The 17990-nt window shown below is 35.7% G+C and carries 17 protein-coding genes; 7 read left to right on the forward strand and 10 right to left on the reverse strand.

All coding sequences use genetic code 11. From position 1 onward, the window contains the following. The first annotated feature begins 49 nt into the window (after positions 1–49). The 4 genes from KBJ98_RS06635 (at position 50) to lptB (ending at position 3026) form a co-directional block, all read left to right on the forward strand. Positions 50–1015, forward strand: a complete 966-nt coding sequence (locus tag KBJ98_RS06635; protein ID WP_210788900.1) for a KpsF/GutQ family sugar-phosphate isomerase — start codon at positions 50–52, stop codon at positions 1013–1015. Next, on the forward strand, positions 1015–1830 hold the full coding sequence (gene tatC, locus KBJ98_RS06640; RefSeq protein WP_210788902.1) for a twin-arginine translocase subunit TatC: 816 nt from the start codon (positions 1015–1017) through the stop codon (positions 1828–1830). Before KBJ98_RS06635 ends, tatC begins: the two co-directional genes overlap by 1 nt. Next, entirely contained in the window at positions 1823–2176 is a 354-nt protein-coding gene (locus KBJ98_RS06645; RefSeq protein ID WP_166136377.1) for a carboxymuconolactone decarboxylase family protein, read from the forward strand. The genes tatC and KBJ98_RS06645 overlap by 8 nt, the downstream gene beginning before the upstream one ends. A 109-nt stretch (positions 2177–2285) precedes the next feature. Next, on the forward strand, positions 2286–3026 hold the full coding sequence (lptB, locus tag KBJ98_RS06650) for an LPS export ABC transporter ATP-binding protein (protein WP_166136374.1): 741 nt from the start codon (positions 2286–2288) through the stop codon (positions 3024–3026). A 67-nt stretch (positions 3027–3093) separates the two neighbouring features. Here the strand turns inward: lptB and KBJ98_RS06655 are convergent, their stop codons facing one another. Both KBJ98_RS06655 and KBJ98_RS06660 read right to left on the reverse strand, forming a co-directional pair. Then, positions 3094–3957, reverse strand: a complete 864-nt coding sequence (locus KBJ98_RS06655; RefSeq protein WP_210788904.1) for a glycoside hydrolase family 25 protein — start codon at positions 3955–3957, stop codon at positions 3094–3096. 10 nt (positions 3958–3967) lie between these two features. Further along, positions 3968–4684 carry a CDP-alcohol phosphatidyltransferase family protein gene (locus tag KBJ98_RS06660; protein WP_210788906.1) on the reverse strand — a complete coding sequence of 239 codons (717 nt, stop codon included), beginning with the start codon at positions 4682–4684 and terminating at the stop codon, positions 3968–3970. A gap of 270 nt (positions 4685–4954) precedes the next feature. Here KBJ98_RS06660 and KBJ98_RS06665 point away from each other — a divergent pair, with 270 nt between their 5' ends. Beyond that, positions 4955–6034 carry a putative type IX sorting system protein PorV2 gene (locus KBJ98_RS06665; RefSeq protein ID WP_449536183.1) on the forward strand — a complete coding sequence of 360 codons (1080 nt, stop codon included), beginning with the start codon at positions 4955–4957 and terminating at the stop codon, positions 6032–6034. Between the two features lie 94 nt (positions 6035–6128). Continuing rightward, positions 6129–7268 carry a lipoprotein N-acyltransferase Lnb domain-containing protein gene (locus KBJ98_RS06670; protein WP_210788907.1) on the forward strand — a complete coding sequence of 380 codons (1140 nt, stop codon included), beginning with the start codon at positions 6129–6131 and terminating at the stop codon, positions 7266–7268. Between the two features lie 156 nt (positions 7269–7424). Here KBJ98_RS06670 and KBJ98_RS06675 read toward each other — a convergent pair whose 3' ends face one another. The 4 genes from KBJ98_RS06675 to KBJ98_RS06695 form a co-directional block, all read right to left on the reverse strand. Next, entirely contained in the window at positions 7425–8816 is a 1392-nt protein-coding gene (locus KBJ98_RS06675) for an exopolysaccharide biosynthesis polyprenyl glycosylphosphotransferase (RefSeq protein WP_210788908.1), read from the reverse strand. Positions 8817–8985: 169 nt separating this feature from the next. Further along, a complete protein-coding gene (locus KBJ98_RS06680) occupies positions 8986–10335 on the reverse strand; it encodes an O-antigen ligase family protein (protein WP_210788909.1) in 1350 nt (449 codons plus the stop codon). Continuing rightward, the gene (locus tag KBJ98_RS15260) at positions 10332–12587 is read right to left on the reverse strand and encodes a glycosyltransferase (protein WP_225899076.1); all 2256 of its coding nucleotides are present in this window, start codon (positions 12585–12587) and stop codon (positions 10332–10334) included. Before KBJ98_RS15260 ends, KBJ98_RS06680 begins: the two co-directional genes overlap by 4 nt. A 157-nt stretch (positions 12588–12744) precedes the next feature. Then, positions 12745–12957 carry a hypothetical protein gene (locus tag KBJ98_RS06695; RefSeq protein ID WP_210788910.1) on the reverse strand — a complete coding sequence of 71 codons (213 nt, stop codon included), beginning with the start codon at positions 12955–12957 and terminating at the stop codon, positions 12745–12747. 793 nt (positions 12958–13750) lie between these two features. Here KBJ98_RS06695 and KBJ98_RS06700 point away from each other — a divergent pair. Next, positions 13751–14500, forward strand: coding sequence for a hypothetical protein (locus tag KBJ98_RS06700; protein WP_210788911.1), 750 nt, complete (start codon positions 13751–13753; stop codon positions 14498–14500). Between the two features lie 525 nt (positions 14501–15025). Here the strand turns inward: KBJ98_RS06700 and KBJ98_RS06705 are convergent. Genes KBJ98_RS06705 through KBJ98_RS06720 form a run of 4 tightly spaced genes read right to left on the reverse strand, consistent with a single transcriptional unit; the run spans position 15026 to position 17987 of the window. Then, on the reverse strand, positions 15026–15220 hold the full coding sequence (locus tag KBJ98_RS06705) for a hypothetical protein (protein WP_210788913.1): 195 nt from the start codon (positions 15218–15220) through the stop codon (positions 15026–15028). Positions 15221–15230: 10 nt separating this feature from the next. Further along, positions 15231–15974: an FkbM family methyltransferase gene (locus KBJ98_RS06710; protein ID WP_210788915.1), complete on the reverse strand. Its 744-nt coding sequence runs from the start codon at positions 15972–15974 to the stop codon at positions 15231–15233. Positions 15975–15979: 5 nt separating this feature from the next. Beyond that, positions 15980–16981 (reverse strand): hypothetical protein, encoded by a 1002-nt coding sequence (locus KBJ98_RS06715; protein WP_210788917.1) that lies wholly within the window; start codon positions 16979–16981, stop codon positions 15980–15982. A gap of 13 nt (positions 16982–16994) precedes the next feature. Beyond that, complete coding sequence (locus KBJ98_RS06720) at positions 16995–17987, reverse strand: glycosyltransferase family 2 protein (protein ID WP_210788919.1); 993 nt, start codon at positions 17985–17987, stop codon at positions 16995–16997. Positions 17988–17990 lie beyond the last annotated feature (3 nt).

Consider the following 17990-nt stretch of genomic DNA (forward strand, 5'->3'; position numbering starts at 1 on the left):
CCTAAAGGTACAAATTTCTTTTACACATACAAATTTTAATCATTCTGTTTTGATCACTAAAGAAAATATACTGGCCAGCGCCAAAAAAACCATTCTTTCCGAAAGCCAATCAATTGCTAAACTAACTGACTATCTGGACGAAAACTTCAGCAGAGCCGTTACTGCCATTTTCCAATCTAAAGGACGATTGGTTGTTACCGGTATTGGCAAGAGCGCCATAATAGCCCAAAAAATGGTAGCCTCGTTCAACTCAACAGGTACACCATCGTTGTTTTTGCATGCCTCAGAGGCTATTCATGGTGATTTAGGAATGGTTCAAAACGAAGATGTAATTATATGTATTTCCAAAAGCGGCAACAGTCCTGAAATTAAAGTTTTGGTTCCGTTATTGAAGCGATTTGGCAATACCTTAATTGCTATCACCGGAAACATGACTTCATTTTTAGCAAAAGGATCCGACTATGTTTTAAACACAACAGTTGATACCGAAGCATGTCCTAATAATTTGGCTCCAACCAACAGTACTACTGCACAACTGGTCATGGGCGATGCTATAGCGGTTTGCCTCATGGAAATGCGCGGTTTCAAAGCAGAAGATTTTGCCATATACCATCCGGGTGGTGCTTTGGGTAAAAAGTTACTCATGCGTGTACAAGACTTGTTGGAGCATAGTTTAAAACCAATGGTTAGCCCAGACGCTCCAATTAAAAAAGTGATATTTGAAATTTCAGAAAAAAGACTTGGCGTAACAGCTGTAGTTGAAAACGAGCAAGTAATTGGAATTATTACTGATGGTGATATCCGTAGAATGCTAAACGAAACGGATACCTTTGCTACGCTTACCGCAAAAGATATCATGACCAAAAACCCCAAAGTCACTAGCTCAGCAAATCGCCTTGAAGACGCACTTAATCTTATGGAAGATTTTTCAATTACGCAGCTAATTGTAGTCGACGAAGGAAATTACAAAGGTGTATTGCATTTGCATGACATATTAAAAGAAGGAATCGTATAATGGCAAAAAAGAATTTAAACGAGATGTCGTTTTTGGATCATCTTGAAGAATTAAGATGGTTGTTAGTGCGCAGTACCATTGCTATTTTAGTATTGGCTACCATCACTTTTTTTATCAGTGATTATATTTTTGACGATGTTATTTTTGGCCCAACAAAACCTAGTTTTGTAACCTATCGCTTTTTCTGTGATTTATCCTATCAATTGGGTTTTGCTGAAACTATTTGCGTTACTGAGATGCCATTTATCATCCAAAACACCAATATGGAAGGCCAAATCAATGTTTTGATTTGGACGTGTATCACGGCAGGATTCATTCTTGGCTTCCCTTTTATTTTGTGGGAATTATGGAAATTTATTAGCCCTGCTTTGTATGATTCTGAAAAAAAACACGCCAAGCTTTTCATTTTTTCTTCTTCCCTATTATTCTTCTTGGGTGTATTGTTTGGTTATTTTGTAATCGTTCCTATGTCGGTAAATTTCTTTGCCACTTTTACAATAAGTGATGTGGTGAAAAATCAGTTTAGTATTGACTCTTACATCAGTTTAATCAAAACCAGTGTCATCGCTTGTGGGTTATTCTTTGAATTACCAATAATTATATATTTCCTGACCAAGCTTGGTTTAGTAACACCTGTATTTTTACGAAAATATTGGAAATACGCTGTAATTATAATTTTAATTGTAGCGGCAATTGTAACTCCGCCAGATGTGGTTAGTCAAATTATTGTTACCATTCCGATGCTAATCATCTATGAAGCAAGTATCTTAATATCAAAAATAGTAGTAAAAAATCAACAAAAAATCAATGGCTGATATCATTCAAGAATTCAACGACTACCGTTCAAAAATGAACGAAAAATTATTGGCAGACAATAATAAAATTGTAAAACGTATTTTCAATTTAGACACAAACGCTTATGCCGAGGGTGCTTTAGATGTAAAAACTAAGGAGCTCCTTGGATTAGTAGCATCGGCTGTTTTACGTTGTGATGACTGTGTAAAATACCATTTAGAAACAAGCCACAAAGAAGGTGTAACTAAAGAGGAAATGATGGAAGCAATGGGAATTGCAACCCTAGTTGGCGGTACTATTGTGGTGCCACATTTGCGTCGTGCATACGAATTTTGGGAAGCGCTAGAAGAAAACGCAACCAAATAAATTGTTAAAGGAGGCTTTAGTTTTTAGTTTTAGTTGTTCATTTGAACCCTGAAACTAAAAACTAGAGTTTTTTAAAACCACTATATCATTAAAATAAAAACAAGAAGTAATGCAATTAAGAGCTGAGAATTTGATCAAAACCTACAAAGGTCGTAGTGTTGTAAAAGGCATTTCGGTAGAGGTAAACCAAGGCGAAATCGTAGGTTTATTGGGACCAAATGGTGCTGGTAAAACTACCTCTTTTTACATGATTGTTGGTTTGGTTAAACCCAATTCTGGCAACATTTTTTTGGATGATTTGAATATTACTGATTATCCAATGTACAAAAGAGCGCAGCAAGGAATTGGTTACTTAGCGCAAGAGGCTTCTGTTTTTAGAAAATTAAGTATCGAAGATAACATTTTGAGTGTGCTGCAATTGACCAATTTAACAAAAGCAGAACAAGTAGCTAAAATGGAAAGTTTGATTGCCGAATTCAGTTTAGAGCACATTCGTACCAATCGTGGTGATTTGTTGTCGGGTGGAGAGCGTCGTCGTACCGAGATTGCGCGCTGCTTAGCTACCGACCCGAAGTTTATTTTATTAGACGAACCTTTTGCGGGAGTAGACCCTGTTGCCGTGGAAGATATTCAACGTATTGTGGCGCAACTTAAAAATAAAAACATCGGTATTTTGATCACCGACCACAACGTACAAGAGACCTTAGCCATTACGGATAAAACGTACCTTATGTTTGAAGGTGGTATTTTAAAAGCAGGAATACCTGAAGAATTAGTAGAAGATGAAATGGTTCGAAGAGTATACTTAGGTCAAAACTTTGAATTGCGTAAAAAGAAAATTGAGTTCTAATTGAGAACTCTTTTTTTTTGCAAAAGCATTTCCATTCTCAAAACTATTGGAAAGGATGACCAACCAACTATTCTATGGTAATAAAACGCAATTGTTGCACATCGCCGTTGTAAATATTTACGTCGACATTTTCATCAATTCCTGGCACAGTAGCTTTTTCAGTAAACTGCCAAAACAACCAATCAGAGTCGATTGATTCACGGTAAAAATTATAATTGGCAATCCAAAAAAGGTAGTCACTAAATTCGTCTTTCAAAAAATCATCATAATACCGCTCTCCTGAATAGATAATGGGACGCACTCCATAATGCTTTTCAACGGCTTCCAGCCAGCGTCGCAAACCTATTTTCAAATTAGCAATTGATTGATTTTTAGGTAATTTTTCAATGTCTAAAACCGGAGGTAGATCGCCTTTTTGCAAACGTACTGTTTCAATAAAAAGCTTGGCTTGCTCTAAAGAATTTTCGTTGGGTCGGTAATAATGATAAGCACCTCTGATCATTTTGTTCTTTTTGGCACCAAGCCAGTTTTGATCAAATTTGCGATCCTTTCGATCCTTTCCAACAGTTGCTCTGATAAAAACAAAATCAATAGGATATTTTTGTTCTAAAGTATCTACGTAAGACCAACTGATACGCCCTTGGTATTCAGAAACATCGATTCCAATGCTTTTACCTTCATGTTTTGCAAGTACTTGTATGTTTCTAACGTCTGAAAGTTTTTTAGATAATGCGCTTTCAGTGTTTGATTTATCACTTTTAAAACTAAAATAATAAGCTAAACCATTACGGTAATGATATGCCAGAGCCAGTAGTAAACAAACAACTAAAAAACCGATTACATATTTTGAAAACAAAAAGCGACGCCAATTGCTGTTCTTTTTTGGTTTTCGTACAATACGCGTTTTTCTAACTATTTTTTGCCTAGCCATGACGACAAATTTACTTTTGAAGCAATTTATTGTTTACAACAGAAAGTAAAACATAAAAAAGAATTATCAACGGAATTCCTAGGTATTGGAAAAACACTAATAACAAAACTGAAATCAAAAGAAAAACAATCTGTAAACGGTTACCTGCCCAACTTAATTTTTTAATTTTCAAAGAAAACAACGGGATTTCAGCATTCAACATATAGGCGCTCAATAAAGTAATGAGCAATAAAAAGTAATTTGTTGTAAGCAATTCAATTGCAATTAATGAGTCGGTGTATTTTAAAACCAAAGGCAAACTCAAGATAAATAATGCATTGGCAGGAGTTGGCAAACCGATAAACGAATCTGTCTGACGTGTATCAATATTGAAATTTGCCAAACGGTAACACGATCCTAAAGTAATGATAAAACCCAAGTACGGGAGAATTTGCAAATGAGGCGCAGCAGCGGTAGAAGCATGACTTACCAACATGTGGTACATCACCACGCCAGGCACTACGCCACTAGTTACCATATCAGCCAATGAATCTAATTGCAAGCCTAGCGGACTAGATACCTGAAACATACGCGCAAAAAAACCGTCAAAAAAATCTAGAAAAATACCCAAACACACAAAATAAAAAGCCATTTCAAAATCTTGCTGAAATGCAAAAACAAGAGCGATACATCCTGAAAAAAGATTAAGTAAGGTGATAGAATTAGGAAGATGTTTTACAAACGACATGGACTTGTGATTTAAAGTATAAGTGCGCAAATTTAGTACAATATGCCAATGAAAAATACGTTTTTAAGATAGTTTTTAGGAGCGGTAGTCGTTTTTAAGTTTATACTCATTAATGCATGTATTGAAAGCTTAGTCGTAATTGTTTTAGAAACGTTATCTAGCAACCTTACTAGACCATATCAACCCAAAAGAATTCAGCAGGAAATGAAAGTCAGCTGAATAAAAAATTCTATTTTTGATAAAAATTAAACAAACCCCTTGTTTGTAAAAATGACATCCTTACACAAAAGCCTTCTCTTCGTATTCGCAATGCTTTCAATGAGCACCTTTGCACAAACAGTTAGAAAATATTCTAATGAGTTTATGAACATAGGTGTTGATGCAGCTGCTTTAGGGCGCTCCAATACGGCAGTAGCCTCTACAAAGGATGTCAACTCAGGTTACTGGAATCCCGCAGGATTGGTTCAATTGGAGGATCATGAAGTCTCATTCATGCACGCCAATTATTTTGCAAATATTGCGCAGTACGATTATTTGGCCTATGCCAGCCCTATTGACGATCGTAGTGCGTACGGAATTTCACTTATCCGCTTTGGAGTAGATGACATTTTAAACACCACTGAATTAATTGACAGCGAAGGCAATATTGATTACAATAGGATAAGTTTATTCTCAACTGCTGACTATGGTTTTACGTTTTCATATGCTAGAAAATTGCCTGTTCCTGGTTTTCAATATGGACTGAATGCTAAAGTTATCCGAAGAGTTATTGGAAAGTTTGCCGATGCTTGGGGATTTGGTTTTGATGCAGGAATACAATTTGAACGCAACAATTGGTCTTTTGGATTGATGGTACGCGACATCACAACAACTTATAACGTTTGGAATATTAATGAAGAGGAATACCAAAAAATTGCCAATGCCATTCCGGGACAAAATCAAGAATTACCAGAAAGTACAGAGATTACAGCTCCAAAAGCACAACTGGGACTGGCTAAAAAATTTATCATCCGATACGATTATAGTATTGAAGCAGCGGCCAACTTGAATATGCGTTTTACAAAAACCAATGACCTCATTGCTACTGATTTTGTTAGTATTGATCCAGCAGTGGGTTTTGAGTTTGGTTATACCGATCTGGTTTTTCTTCGTGCAGGAATGGGAAATTTCCAAAATGTACAACAATTAGACGGTACCGACAAAGTAGGATTTCAACCCAATATTGGTCTCGGATTCAAATACAAAGGCATTCAAATTGATTATGCACTGACTGATATTGGCGATCAAAGCACCGCTTTATACTCGAATATTTTTTCAATTAAAGTCGATTTGGGTCTTTTTAGAAGGTAACCCAATAACATTTAGTTGCAACGCTTTTTTTGTTTTCGCAAATGAAAAAGAAACAGTATCGCAGCTATTGAATAACATTATAAAAATGAATTTCATGCAGAAATTTTCAATTTACAAATCCATTATTTTCTTTTTAATCGGAATATTTAGCATTGCTATTAATGCCCAACCGCTATCGTTATCACCACAAAGCAAAGTTAGTGTGCTTACGTGTGGTACCGGAAACGAGTCGTATTCCTTATTTGGTCATACAGCGGTTCGAGTTCAAGACGCAACTACTGGCTTTGATGCAGTGTACAACTATGGTGCTTTCGACTTTAAAACGCCCAACTTTGTCATGAAATTTGCTAAAGGCGATTTACAATATTTTGCAGTAGCACATTCGTATGCCGATTTTATTGCTCAATACCAATACGAACAAAGAGCGGTTTATGAGCAAGAATTAGTACTCCCACTTGCTGCCAAACAACGGCTATTTGAACAACTACAGCACGATATCACCTCCGCAGATAGTCATTATACATACAAATTCATTGATAAAAACTGCACCAGCATGGTTGTAGACGCTATAAATAAGGCAGCTAAAACCAACCTAATTACAAAAAAAGAGGCTACTGATAACAGTTATCGCGATGTTTTGCTTCCTTATTTTGATGGTCATTTTTACGAAAAACTCGGCACAAGCATCATCTTCGGATCCAAAGTAGACCAAACAGCCAACCGTATTTTTTTACCTTTTGATTTGTTAGAAGGCCTAAAGAAAGTACAGTTTAATAAATCGGTAATAGCCAAAGAAACGGTAACGGTATTACCTTATAACCAGCCCACTCCTTTTTCGTGGTGGAATAATCCCTATAGCTATATTCTAATTTTATTTGCTATCGTGGGTTTCAATAAAAAAGGACTTTCATTATTTTTTATGACGGTTTTAGGACTTATTGGGGTATTATTTGCAACAGCGTGGAGCTTTTCATTACACGCAGAATTAGCCAATAACTATAACCTATTGGTATTTAATCCTCTATTACTTTTGTTATTGTTGGCTTATGGTATGAAAAACAAAAAAATAATTTACTACTTGGCAACCATGAATTTAATTGCTTTGGGTATTTATACCGCCTATTGCCTTAATAAACCACATTTAATTTTAGTTTTTCCTATTGTACTCACAAGTGCTGTACTATCTGTCAGAATGTTAATTCAAAACAAAAAACCAATTCCTATTATTATTTAGTTTGTGAATGGTGAGTGGTGAGTGGTGAATTGTGAGTAGTGAGTAGTGAATTGTGAATAGTAAGTATTAAGTGTTAAGTGTTAAATACTAAAAGCCAAGAACTAAGGACTAGGGACTTTGAACAAAGCACTACAAAAAAAACAAAATCAAACAACCTTATTGCCCTCTGTAAAAAAGAACAGTAGTGATGGTTTTAAAAGCGATGTTTAGATCCAAATAAATAGAGCGGTGCTTGATGTAATACAAGTCGTATTGCAATTTTATCAAGCTATCTTGTAATGTTTCTCCATACGAATAATTGACTTGCGCCCAACCTGTCAACCCCGGTTTGATAATGTGTCTCGTTTCATAAAATGGCATACTTGCGGCTATTTCTTTCACAAAAACAGGACGCTCAGGTCTTGGGCCAATTACAGCCATATCTCCTTTAAGTATATTGATAAACTGCGGGAATTCATCTATTCTGGTTTTACGCATGAACTTACCAAAAGCAGTTATTCGCCGGTCATTTGCTGTTGTAAAAACGGCACCGTCAAGCTCTGCATTTTTAACCATCGTTCTGAATTTAAGAATAGAAAAAACAGCCCCATCCTTGCCCACTCTTTCCTGTGTATAAAGCAAAGAACCGCGGTTAGCCAAGGCATTCCCCAACAGAATCAAAGGCAATAAAGCCAAACCCACTAATAAACCCGCAACAGCGACTGAAACGTCAAAGCCACGTAGGGTAACTAAATATAATTTATTTTGATTGGAGCGGCTGAAAGGAAAAAAGCGATAAAAATCACGAGACATGTGTTGCAGTGGAATACGCTGCGTTTTACTTTCGTAAACTTGTGTATATTCTCTAATAATTATTCCCGATTCTAATGCTTTGAGTAATTGCTGATATAAACTAGTAGTCATTCCAGTTGTTATTTGCGAAGCAATCACTAACTCGGAAACGCCATGTTTTTTCACAAACGAAAGCATTCCCTCTCCATCAAGTTCCTTTACATAGGGATAGACTTCCTGTTGCGATTCGAAATCCAAAGGAACAAATCCAATAATTTTGTAGTGCGGATCAATATTTTCTAGACCTTTAATTAATTCTTCTACTTGTACCCGATCACAGAGCAGTACTGCTTTTTGAAAAAATCTATTGGAAGCTAAAAAGCTTACATAAAGCATTCTCCAAGCAAATAAACTCAGAAATACAACTATAAAAAACAAGACGATTTGAAGTCGATTGTTAGGTAAAGTAGGCGAAAAATAGGGAGTTAACAAATAGATCAGTACCGTGGTAGAGGCTGTAATTAAAGTACTTTTAAGCACCTGAAACTGATTGCTTGCCACTTGTAAATTGTACATTTCGAAGATTGTTCCGAATAAATTAAGATAAACGGCCAATAAAATCGCTCGGTGGTAGGTTCCAGCCTCAACTGCAAAATAATTAAAAGCTTTTACATAAGTCAATAAATACAAAGCAGTTAAAACAAAGAACACATCAAAAAGCCGAAGTAACATCTTTCGCTCTGAAATTTCAAAATGCATTTTATCAACTGCAAACATGTGTGGTATTTTGATTGGGCTTGCAATTTAGTATATTTTGACTGAATTCAATTTGCTTTAAAGTTGTTTTTTTTTAACAAATTTTTAATAAAAGCAACGTAGTTAGTTTTCGTTCTATTTGCATTTTAATGCTGTATACTTTGCCAAACTAACACTATCAATCAAAGTTTCAATCATTCTCTAATCGCTTTTTTTGGGGTAATCCTAATTGCACATTCAACAAAGAAAGTGAATAGACAAATGCGGGAGCCGCAGTACGCATAGCGGCATGATTAATAGTCAAAAACCAAAAAGCAACAAAACACAACAAGTACATGTTGAATTTGTTCTCTAAATACAAAACTAAGGGAGTAAAAAACAGCAACACCAAGCCTACAACACCTAATGAGCCATGTTCTGCTAACATACGGGTAATTTCGTCGTGTGACAACACAATAGTTCCAGTTTCCTTTTTTCGTATCTCTGCTCCTACTCCTACTCCTACTCCTAAAATAGGGTTTTTTAAAAAGGTATTAATTTCATTTTGAGCTACATCTTCCCTACCTGTGAACTGACTTTCTTTAGTTCGCCCTGCAGCATCTTGATTGGCATATCTTTTTTCTATCAAGCCACCTGTTTGCAAAGAAGTATAGCTCCAAGTGGCTGATCCTGCAAGAGCCAAAATAATTAAAATATAACTCAGCTTAACTTTACCTTTTGTGTTGGATTTAAAATACAAGAACACTAACAACAGGATGATCATTAAAAAACCAGTTATCATTCCCCCTCTCGAAAAAGTCACCATACCTCGATAAGTTATATTTAAGACTAAAATCGTATTAATTATTATATGTAACGTGGTTTTACTCTCTAAAATAATTCTTGATACAAACACGAACATTCCAAATCCTAATATAGTTGCCACTTGATTAGGCCCATAGCCACCTGAGGTTTGAAAATTAGATTCTGTACTTGTGATTACATCTTTGATACTTGGGGTATAAAAGGCCAAATATACCATGCATGAAATAATTGGCAAACCCAACCACAATAAAATTCGGTTCATTTCGGCGATACTTATTTTTCTGCGAAAGGTATACAAAGATGCAATCCCCAAACAAACCGGTCCCGACATATTAAAAGCAATTGCTTTCCGCATATCCGTATCAAAATTCAAATTAACTGTTGCCAAAATAATTCCGGGTACTAATAATAATAAGAAAATCCAATAGGGTGCCGCTCCTTTTGAGAAACCACTGTAATACATTCCAATTAAAATAAATACAATCACGGCATATTTTGAGATTTCATACAACGGATTTCCATCGGTCATTCGTAAAAAAACCTCACTGCCCACAATATAAGCTGCTGCTAAAAGAGCTTCATTATTTCGGTTTTGATTTTTTACAACATAATAAATGCCGTATAAAAAGATACCGTACCCATAAATTTTTGTGGTAAACGGCAAAGCGTATCCCATAAAACCAATTAGGATATGAAACAGTATAATCATCAAGTAGGATTGATCCTCTTTTCTCATTTTAATATATTTTTCAACCAATTCAAATAGTTGGTCATTACCCTTATTTCAGAGTAATGATCTTGCACTGTATCATAAAGGGCTTGTCCTAAATTATCTCGCAGTGTACTATTTTCAATCAATTGCACTATCGCGTCATAAAATAATTGCACCTCTTGGGCAGGCACTACTAAACCATTTAAACCATTTTGTACAACAGCCTGCACTTCGCCAACGTTTGTAACTACCACTGCTTTTTTATGTGCAGCATACTCTAAAAGGGCTACCGGCAAACCTTCTGATTTAGAAGTTAGAATTGCAATATCTACCTGCTGGATAATTGCGGCCACATCGATTTTACTGCCGTAAAGAAACACATTTTTTTCTAGTTTTAAGTCGAAATGCTTCTTCTTAATTGTTGTAGCATACTCATCTTCAAAATCTTTTCCTACAAGGTGAAAAGTCCATTCTGGATGAGAATATCGCAATTTATTAGCCACTTCAAGTAAAAGGTGCTGGTCTTTTTGAGGTCTTAAATTAGCCAAGCATAAGATGCGTTTTCCTGGCAGGCCCAGCAGGTTGGTTTTAAGTTCAGTATTTTTTTCTTGCGCAGTAAAATTGGGTAAATACAATACATAAGGTACTTTTAAAACACGCTCGCACCAATTTTTGAGTTTCTGATTAACAGTGATGACGCCACTAAAAAACGGCGCAGTACATCTTAATACAGTTGCTGGTCTTTGTTTCAAAAATTCACTGTCGCCATAATGATCGTGCCATACTATTTGAAGGGCTGGTAAACAACATTTAAGCAAAACCGCTGTAAAAAATGAGGTGCTGTGCGCCTGCACCACCTGAATTCGGTTCTTTTTAACAAAGCCTTTCAAGCGCCAAACTGCCTTAAGATCGATACTCCTTTTTTTTCTTAAAAAGAAATACGGTACTGCTGCATCCAATTGATCTTGTAAAGGACCTTCTTTTCGCGTTACCACCAAAGCAGAGTAGTCGGCTAGTTTTGATAAAGCATTGGCATAACTTACAGCCATTCGCTCTGCTCCACCTGCTTCTAACGAATCGATTAATTGCATAATTCGAATTGGTACTTTTTCATCGCTATTTAAAGCTTTACTAAAATCATTTATTCGCTGATCATTTGTGGATGAAAGTAGTACCTGAATGGCTTTTGCAAAAGTATCAGTCGTATACTTTCTGGACCACTCCATAGCCCTCATTTGCAACTCATGATATTTTTTTTCATTTTTGAGTAGGCGCGCCATTTTTTTACTATCGGTATCGGCATCCAGTTCCAATAATAACCCTCTTTGACCTTGATCTAACATCGTAGGCACGCAGGAAACCGCCGTACCCATTGGTACACAACCCCAAAACATCCCTTCAGCAAGCGCTTTGGGCCAACCTTCGGATTGTGATGGCAAAATCACAAAATGACTGTTCTGATAAGCCTGTTGTACAGTCGCTTTGTTTTGATTACCGTATAAAACAACGCTACCTTTTAAATCATTTTTATCAATATAATGTTCCAAATTAGATCGTTCTGGACCTTCTCCATACATCGCTAATTGCAGCACAAACCCTTGGCGCACCAACGCTTCAACAAGCTGAACGGCATAAAGCGGATTTTTACCTTTAACTAAAGCACCTACATAAACTAAGTTCGTAATGCCTATAACTTGTGGTGTGATGGTTGTAGTGGCTTCCTGGTCAGTATATGTTGCGGTAAAAAAAGACTTTATATTGGTTGAACTACCGGGCCATTCTCCATAAACCAGTACTTGCATATTACGCGTAAGAAAGGTGTTCGATAAAATCCATTTTTGTAAACGATAGGACCAAGGTTGTTTTGCCATTGGATCCCAATTGCCAGCATATTTGGCTGTTTTGGGTTTTGAAGGAAAAGCTATTTGAACAATACTTCCTAACAAACCCATATTTCCGGGGCAACGTAAGTGAATGTGATCTGATTGATTCATCGATTTTGCAATGCGCCAAAGCAACAACGGCAGCATTACCATTACTTTAAAAACGGACAGTATGGATAATAAATTGATTGCAGGAACGGCTGTAAACTTAACTTCTGGATGTTCGTACGCTTTGTCTATGGCAGTAGGTTCCGCTTTTGAACAAGGTGCCACAACGGTAATTTGGGATACAAATTGACCCCAAATATTCATTTCATCAATGTAGGGTGCATAGGAGTAATAGCGTCTGTTGTCAACAACATGTGGGATTTGTGTGATAATAAGCAATTTCATAACCCTAATTTAATTAAAATACCACCTGCACCTGAAAAAGAATCAATACACATGTAAAATGGTGCCAGATGAATACAAGCTGTAAATATAATTAATAAAGAGGGATTGGCAACGAATCAATCGAATATGGGCAACGGAATTCCAACGCTTTAGGTCACTAAGAGGCATGTTGTACTTTGGATCGGGACAAGACAGCAACCACTTCTTGATAATCAAAACCATAGTAGGTGCAATATTCTTTAATTGTCACTTTTTGATGTTGTTCTTTTTTTAAAGCCTTCTTCAAATTTTGTATTTCCTTACGCGCATAGCTCTCACTTTTATCGGTGAGTAAGACAATATCGCTTGGGTATAATACAATTCTATTCATATGATTTTGAGCTATCTACAGTTATTACAACTACAAACATAAGAAACATTTTTTATAGGTCCTCATGAACTTATTGACAGGTTTCCTTACAGATTAATCTCTTACAGTAAAGTAATTAAGTCTAAAACACATATAATCGACTAAATAAATCATTTATCCGTTGAAATACTAAAAAAAAATATTTTAACAATATTTATACATTGTTTTATTGTTAATAAAAAAATTTCTAAAATTTTAAATTATTATAAATTATAAGAATTTTATGAATTAATACTGCGTCGTTATTTTATCATATGGATTACTTTACAACCACCACTCACCCGTTAAAGAGTTCTACACGAGATAAAAAAGACAGCTTTTTAAATTTTTCGGCAAGCAAAATATCTATCTAAAAATGACATATTTATTTACGTCATAACAATTCTTTTAAAGTTGCAATCATGTATGCATTATGTATAGGGTATGTACCGAGTATGTATGGAGTATGTATGGAGTATGTCCCTAGTTAAAATTGAATTATTAACTGTATGGAAATAACACTCTTTAACTATTAAAAGTCCTTTTTTAAAATATGTTTTCGGTAAAAAGTGAACAAAACGGTATTTATGCACTTATTTTATCGTTTTTAGTCTACTGTATTCGTTTCTGTTCTTTATGCTATGTCTAAGACAAAACAAGCTTTTTACACTATTGCGCCAACAATTATAACAAACGCCAAACCCAGCACCAAGTTGTTGGCTATCAAACAAAACCGCTGTAGTTTTGATCATTATTAACCCTTAAACAAACAACAATGGGAAAATTATCAGGAATTATTAAATTGGAAGGAACATTAGACGGACTAACGTTCTACAAAAGTAAAGACGGTCATTTGGTTCGAACCAAAGGGGGTGTCAACAAGAAAAGAATAATGACGGATCCTGCCTTTGCGCGTACTCGTGAAAATTTGAGCGAGTTTGGTCAGAATGCAAAAGCGGGTAAGCTCATTCGCGACGCGGTTGGTTTGATGCTGAACAACGCCAAAGATTCAAAATTATCGAGCCGTATGTTACAACTCATGAACAGCATCAAAAACTTAGATGCCACCTCCGAGCGAGGCAAGCGCAAAGTGCAAGTAGGCCTGAGCAGTATCGAGGGAAAACAACGACTTAAAGGATTTGATTTTAATATCCAAGCACCAATGGCTTCTGTTTTGCATGCTAACTACACGCTCGATCCAGCAACTGGCACGGTAACTATGAGTGATTTTGTTCCCGAAGAACAATTGAGCAAACCAGCAACTGCGACGCATTTTAGTATGCGAACTGCATTTGTAGTAGTTGATTTGGCTACTGGCCAATATACAAAAAGCTATAGTCCACGTAACAGCTACCCCATTCAATCCACCGAGGTAACTTTTGACATGATTCCAGAAGCAGTGCCTACTGGAACAGGCATTCATTTACATCTACTTTTGATTGAATTTTTTCAGGAAGTAAACGGAGTGTCATACTCCTTAAAAAGTGGCTCTTACAATACGTTGAATATCGTTGAAGTGCTTTAAAATTTTCGATTCCAATTTAGAAAAACACCCAATAAACGGGTGTTTTTTTTTGTTTTTGAACATGAAATGACTAGCTACTTATCTAATAAAAGAAGTTAAGCAAAGTAGTGATTCTCGATACATTTTCGCTGCGTTTCTCTGCGCAAAAACACTCGAAGTGACGGGAATGAGGTTACGTCAGTTCGACTTCTCGATACACTTTTCTTTCGCTACGCTGCACAAAAGCACTCGAAGTGACGTGGCAGTTGTCATCGTTATTACGCTACAATAAATAAAAAGCACTCGCAGTGGGGAATCCAGTTGCTAAGTGTCAGCCGTCAGTTCGACTTCTCGATACACTTTTCTTTCGCTACGCTGCACAAAAGCACTCGAAGTGACGTGGCAGTTGTCAACGTAATTGCACTACAATAGATAAAAAGCACTCGTAGTGGGGAATAAAGTCAATAAGTGGTAGCCGTCAGTTCGAGTGGTTTTTAAAATAATGCGTAAGCTTTATTTTAAAAAGTGTATCGACTTCTCGATACGCTACGCTACTCGAAGTGACGTGGACTTGTCATCATTGCTGCGCTGCGCAAAAACACTCGAAGTGACGGAAACTTCTTCCTCGACCACAATCGTAAGTTCGAGTGTTTTAATCAAAACTACGATAGATTTTTTGATTAAAATGTATGGAGAACTTGCCCGATTTTTGTATGCAAAAACACTCGAAGTGACTTGCATTCTAATATCGTTAGTTTAAATCATTATTTATAAACAACAAATTTTCACCCCTGTTAAAATATGAAAAGTTGTATCTGCTAATGGCTGCAAAAAAACTTTTTGAACTACCCTTTGTGATGCCATCATGCAATTCGATTATTATACATTTTGTCTTTGGTAGCCAATTCTCATAATTACTTTCAAATAAGTTTTTTTCTGCTCCTTCGATATCAATTTTAAGTAAATCCAAGCATTCCAATTTATAATAAACCAAAATCTCATCAATAGTTAATGAATCAACTTGATGAACTACTTTTTCCAGTTGACCATTATTTTTGACTTGAGTTACAAATCCCCAATTACCGAAACCTTTGTCGACAACATCGAAACTCAAATCCGACTGATTGGAAATCGCTTTCTTTACGCAAAAAATATTTTTGTATTTGTTAGTGTTTTTCAAAAGCATTTCAAAATTTGACTTTTCTGGCTCGACGGCAACGATTGTCGCATCTGGAAATTTATTTGCAAAAAAGACAGCGGAAAGCCCAATATTGGCGCCAGCATCAACTATAAACTTCGGAACAAAGCCTAAATTCATTCCATATTCTTTAAAAGTAAATATTTGATGAAAGGTTAATATGTCGGATGTATTTTTTCTTAAATGAATGGGGAATTTCAATTCATTCAATTTTATTTTTTCAAAACTCAATGCCACTAAAAAATTGATGAAAAAATATCTTATTCCTTGCTGTACTCGTACCAAAACTCTTTTCATAATCATTATATTTTTAGATTTGATACAATTCTTTCAATGTAATTTTTAGGGTGTATATAGCGATCGCTCCAATCTTTATTGGCAAGACCCATATCTAAATAAGATTTGTTTTTAAGCAAATTAGCAATTTTATCTGGTAATTCATGATAAGCTGAACGCGAACTTAAAGCTTCAAAGTTTATCTGTGGTTTAAAATTTTCTACAACAATATTTATTGGTGTAGTAATTACTGCCTTTCCATATAATACATATTCGCCAATTTTCCATCCGGGAGTATCTTTTAGTCCATCATCAGCAATACCAATATCACTTTCTTTCATAAAGTGCAAATAATGCTTTAAGGATGTTTTTTTTAAATCTAATAAAACATCAGGTGCTAATTGACTAGATAAAGCATCAGGAAACAAACCAACAGATACGTTCCTAAAATGTTTGTTTATTGTGCGACAAGCTTCAATTCTAAATTCATTTTGAATAACTCTTCTTTCCTTTTCTTCACTATCTACATGATTAGCTGGATTCCATAATCGAGTATGAAAAATAACCCTACCGCCAAAATCACTTTTAGTCTTAGGTATTTTTCTTATATCTATTGCATTATGTGAAGAATTAGTGAAGCTATTGAAAAAGTCTAATGCTCTGATTAATTCTATTCTATTATTTTTATTGAAAAATTGTTTAAAAGGAAATTTAACCAGTAATTGTAGTGCTTTGTATGACATATTCACTTGTAAATTTAGAGGATAAACATTTTTAATATTTACACTAGGCAATAATGCTCTTTTAAGATAAAAATCAAACTGCTCTGGATCTAAATTAAAGGATGGACTGTCGGAATAATCAAAATATATTGTTTTCGCATTTAAAAATAAGATAGCTGCTTCCCATGGCAATTTTTCATTAATTTCCAAACAAAAATCATAATCATTTGTTTTACAGTAATAAAACCATGAATAAATTAACATATTTTGATGAGGAGTCCAATGATGAATTTGCAATTTGTTCATATTTATGTTTTTTTTAATTTGGTTTATTAAACCACAAACTCCACCAGCCAATGGTTCTTCCTGCAGCCTCTGCAAAAGCTTCTTTTTTCTTAGTCGTTGTAAAGGTATTAGTAAACCGAATCAAAGTCAACAATATCGTTATAGCATGCCATTTGAAAGTGGCCGAAATATCGGGATTCGCGTTTTTGGTTCTCCAAATATACCAACCATTACGAACCACCATTTTGCCGTATTTATAGGAATTGGGTCTTCCGGATGGATGATGATAGTGATTCAACTGTACCTTTGTATTGATGACATTTTTGCCAAACTGTAAAGCACGGATACTGAAATCTGCATCTTCATACAAGCCATACCCTTCAAAATAAGTGGAAAACCGAAGAGAATCAAATACCATTTTTCGAAAGGCGAAGGACATACCAACTAACAGATCCACTTCATAAATCCGACCTGTCAAAGGAAATCCACAGGTTTTACCATGGGAGTACTCCGGCATTTTTCCGGGTCCGACATTAGAATGCAATCTTAAATAATTTCGCACTACATTGCGCTGTCCTTCTTTATAAACAAATCCCTCAAACTGAAAATAACGATTCGCATCGTATTTTGTATCGGGGACGGTTAAGCTCCAACCATTCTCATTAACCGCAACACCACCTACACCGGAAATAGTTGCATCAGTAGCGAAGGTATCAATTAATGCTTCAAAATAAGTGGGAGACAGTTCAGTGTCATCATCCAAAAAAGCAATAATGTCACTGGTGGAAGCCACGTGATCTAATCCAAAATTTCTTTGTTTAGTCAACCCTCGAAAGGATTCCGGAACTAAAAAATAACGAAGATTGGCGACCTTCTTTTGAGCAATCATCTGTTCCGTCTCCTGGTTTACAGATCCGTCAATAATTAATATTTCATCCGGAAATACGGTTTGTACCTGAACCGATTGCAACAATTGCTGCAACGATTGGGGACGCATATAGGTACAAATAATCAGGGACAATTTCATATT

Origin of the sequence: Flavobacterium erciyesense, assembly GCF_018069925.1 — a bacterium.
Lineage (GTDB): Bacteria > Bacteroidota > Bacteroidia > Flavobacteriales > Flavobacteriaceae > Flavobacterium > Flavobacterium erciyesense.